Origin of the sequence: Candidatus Angelobacter sp., from assembly GCA_035607015.1 — a bacterium.
Taxonomy (GTDB): Bacteria; Verrucomicrobiota; Verrucomicrobiia; order Limisphaerales; family AV2; genus AV2.
Genome location: DATNDF010000238.1, coordinates 1 through 3,414, shown reverse-complemented (window position 1 = coordinate 3,414; position 3,414 = coordinate 1). Strand labels below are relative to the sequence as shown.

General features: G+C 57.9%; 6 protein-coding genes. All 6 read right to left on the bottom strand.

Annotation, left to right across the window (positions count from 1 at the left end):
* A partial coding sequence (locus VN887_09840; protein ID HXT40312.1) for a PfkB family carbohydrate kinase occupies positions 1–748 on the bottom strand: 748 nt, incomplete at its 3' end.
* On the bottom strand, positions 741–1,043 hold the full coding sequence (locus VN887_09835) for a hypothetical protein (GenBank protein HXT40311.1): 303 nt from the start codon (positions 1,041–1,043) through the stop codon (positions 741–743). The genes VN887_09840 and VN887_09835, both read right to left, overlap by 8 nt.
* A 367-nt stretch (positions 1,044–1,410) precedes the next feature.
* The gene (locus VN887_09830) at positions 1,411–2,205 is read right to left on the bottom strand and encodes an SDR family oxidoreductase (protein HXT40310.1); all 795 of its coding nucleotides are present in this window, start codon (positions 2,203–2,205) and stop codon (positions 1,411–1,413) included.
* Positions 2,206–2,251: 46 nt separating this feature from the next.
* Positions 2,252–2,662 carry a PIN domain-containing protein gene (locus tag VN887_09825; GenBank protein HXT40309.1) on the bottom strand — a complete coding sequence of 137 codons (411 nt, stop codon included), beginning with the start codon at positions 2,660–2,662 and terminating at the stop codon, positions 2,252–2,254.
* Positions 2,659–2,895: a hypothetical protein gene (locus tag VN887_09820; GenBank protein HXT40308.1), complete on the bottom strand. Its 237-nt coding sequence runs from the start codon at positions 2,893–2,895 to the stop codon at positions 2,659–2,661. The genes VN887_09825 and VN887_09820 overlap by 4 nt, the downstream gene beginning before the upstream one ends.
* Positions 2,896–2,927: 32 nt before the next feature.
* Positions 2,928–3,414, bottom strand: a 487-nt coding sequence (locus VN887_09815) for an elongation factor 4 (protein HXT40307.1), incomplete at its 5' end; no start/stop codon positions are given.

Sequence of the window (3,414 nt, the reverse complement as noted above, 5' to 3'; positions counted from 1 at the left end):
CGCCGGCGCCGACGGTGTCGGCCAGCGCCGACACAGGATACCCGGCATGCCGAGAGATTTGCTCGCGCGTGTGCAGTGAACTCCCGCTGCCGCCCAGCGTCAACGCGACCAGGCGCAAGTTGAATTCCTTGAGCAGTGACTCGATTGCAGCATCCGGTTGGGCCGGCAACTTCAGCAGTTCAGTGACGATCGGCAGCTCGACCTCGTTCAACTTCAGCACGTTGGAGAGCGCGAGCGATTGGCGGATCGTTGGCTCATCGAAAAACATCTGACGCAAATTAATGTCGAAAATGCGCAGGCTTTGGTCGCGCATCTCGCCGAGAAAACGCCGAATCATCCCGCGAGAGACGGGCGAACGTTGTGCGAGCGAACCGAAACAGACAATGTCGGCTCGCCGCGCCAGTTCATCGGTCCCGGGGGAACTGCGAATAAAATCCCACGCCACATCCTGATGGATGATGTAAGTCGCAACCCCGGCGGCGTCGACTTGCACGCTGACCGTGCCGGTCGGATGCTCTGCGTCAACCGCAAGATGAGACGCGTCGAGCCCCAGGCCGCCGACGCGGTGGAGGATTTCGTTGCCGAGATCATCACGGCCGACGGCGCTGACGACGCAGGACTGCGCGCCCAAAACTTGCGCGTGATAAGCGAAGTTCGCGGGCGCGCCGCCGAGCTGTTTGCCGGCGGGGAAAAGATCCCAGAGGATTTCCCCGAGCCCGACGGCGATGATTTTTTTCTGCTCAAACATGGCGCTGCTCCGGCTGCGACTTGTTACTGCTCGGCGCTGGGGAATTGTGCAACCGATACATCATCGCGAGGTTTTGCTGATGGTCGAGTTCCACGACGAATGCCGACAGACGCCGCCAGCGGCTGATGGTGTGTTCTTCCAGGCAGAGTTCCCGCGCCACTGCCCGCCCGCTGCGACCAAGGGCAAGCAACCGCGCGGCGGCGATCTGCCGGGGCGTCAGTTGCGCCGGCTTTGGGTTCGTTTCGTAATCCGCGCTGCGGGCCGGCGCTGAACATTCCAGAACATTGTTGAACATTCCCGAAGATTTCCGAACATTTTCGGTGGGTTCGATTGGGTTCGTTTGGTCCGAATGATCTTCGGTGAGCCGGGCTGTCCTCAGCCCGGTTGGGTGCCGAGATTTGGAAGGTTCGGGTGCTTCGACGTGTTCAAAATCCGGCGTGGGGACGTCCGGAACTGATGCGTACTTTCTCGCAATTGCCAAAACGCGAGCAAATTGAACGTGCGACTGTTGATTGTTCATGAGTTCCCCTTTGTAAATCCTGCATACCTAACATATTATTAACAATAATTCGCAACGTCAACACTTTTCTGAAGATTTGTTTGAAATGCCGCGGACTTCCGTGCGTGGCTGCAAGCTGTGCGGGAATCTAACGCAATTTTCGTCAGAACGCGGCTTGGACGACTCCGCCATCGACGCGGACGGCGGCCCCAGTGGTCGCGCTGGCGAGGGGGCTCGCGAGGTAGGTTGCCATCGCAGCGACTTCGTCCACGGTGGCAAAACGCTGGAGGAGCGATGTGGGGCGGGCGAATTTGAAAAAATCCTTTTCGACGGCGGCCAGATCTTTGCCTTCCTGTTTGGCCATTTGTTCCATGAAGGTGAAGACGCCCTCGGATTTGGTGGGGCCAGGCAGCAGCGTGTTGATGGTGACACCGCTGCCGCGGGTTTCTTCGGCAAAGCCGCGGGCGACAGCGATCTGGGCGGTTTTGGTCATGCCGTAGTGAATCATTTCTTTGGGAATGTTGATGCCGGACTCGCTGGAGATGAAGACGATGCGGCCCCAGTTGGCTTTGAGCATGCCGGGCAGATAAGCGCGCGTCAGGCGGACGCCGGACATGACATTGGTTTCGAAGAATTTCATCCAGTCGGCATCGGGGATCTCCAGCGCGGGTTTAATCGCGAAGATGCCGAGGTTGTTGACGAGAATGTCGACGCTCGGGAGTTGTTTAACGAGTTGCTCGCAGCCGGCGGCGGTGGAGAGATCGAGGGCGACGCCGGTGGCGCTCGCGTGGGCGTGGGCGGATTTGATTTTCCGGATCGCTTCGTCAACGCGCTGCTGCGTGCGGCCGTTGAGGATGACATGCGCCCCTTCGGCCGCGAGGGACTTGGCAATGGCGAATCCGATGCCGGCGGTGGAACCGGTGACGAGGGCTTTTTTGTTTTTGAGTTGGAGATCCATGGCAACATCGTAGGCGCGGTTTAGAAGCTGCCAACTACGAAGCGCTCTACTTCACCAATGCAGCAAGCTCGCCAGGCGCCAATACGCGTAAGGTCGCTTCACGAAAACCAGCGGGATCCCGCGTCACGATTGCATCCAGACTGGCGAGTTCGGCGGATGAAGCCTGGACATGATCTTCAAAATCGGAGCCTGCCACACGCGCCGCCGCAGAAAGAACGAGGTAATCAACCTCAGCGACTCTGAATAACGTCAGAGCCTTGATCACATAATTCAGAGCTAACGCTGATCCCACTTGCTTGCGCAGGAGGTAGTATATCGTCGTGAACGAAATCGCACTCAGATAGCCTTCGATTTTTCCATCCAACGCCAATTGAAATGCCGCTTTAGAATCAGACGCCCAAGGGGCGCGATCAAGATAAACGTCCAATACGACATTGGCGTCGAATAAAACCTTCATCGACCGTATCGCTCGGTCCGCGCTTCCTCAACGATGCGCTTCACTTCTTCATCGTCAGGTACGGGGCCAGTTCCGCGAGCCACTCCGAGAAAATCGGCCATCGTCAATCCGTGGTTCGACTTGGGGCGCTGCTCAAGCTCAGCTCTGAGTTGCCGGATCAGTTCTTCGCGATCCTTGACAGGCCATCGCGAGATCGTTTTGAAGATTTGCTCGTACTCAGATGGGGCAACCATGTCACTACCTCTGAAGCAGTATACCACAGCGATCAATCCCCGCTCTCCAGCACGGCCATGAAGGCTTCCTGCGGGATATCGACCGAGCCGACGCGTTTCATGCGCTTTTTACCTTCTTTTTGTTTCTCTAACAGCTTGCGTTTGCGGGTGACGTCGCCGCCGTAGCACTTGGCGGTGACGTTTTTGCCGACGGATTTGATGGTTTCTCTGGCGATGATCTTCCCACCGATGGCGGCTTGCAGGGGGATTTCGAAGAGGTGTTTGTCGATTTCTTCTTTGAGCCGGGTGAGCAGCTTGCGGCCTCGGGCTTCGGCGAGATTTCGGTGGACGATCACACTGAGGGCGTCGACGCGGTCGCCGTTGACGAGGATATCCATCTTCACCAGATCGCCCTTGCGGAAGCCGATGAAATCGAAGTCCATCGTGCCGTAGCCTTTGGTGGCGGACTTCAGGCGGTCGTAGAAATCGTAGATGACTTCGGCGAGGGGCAACTCGTAGGACAGCAAGACGCGGGTGGCG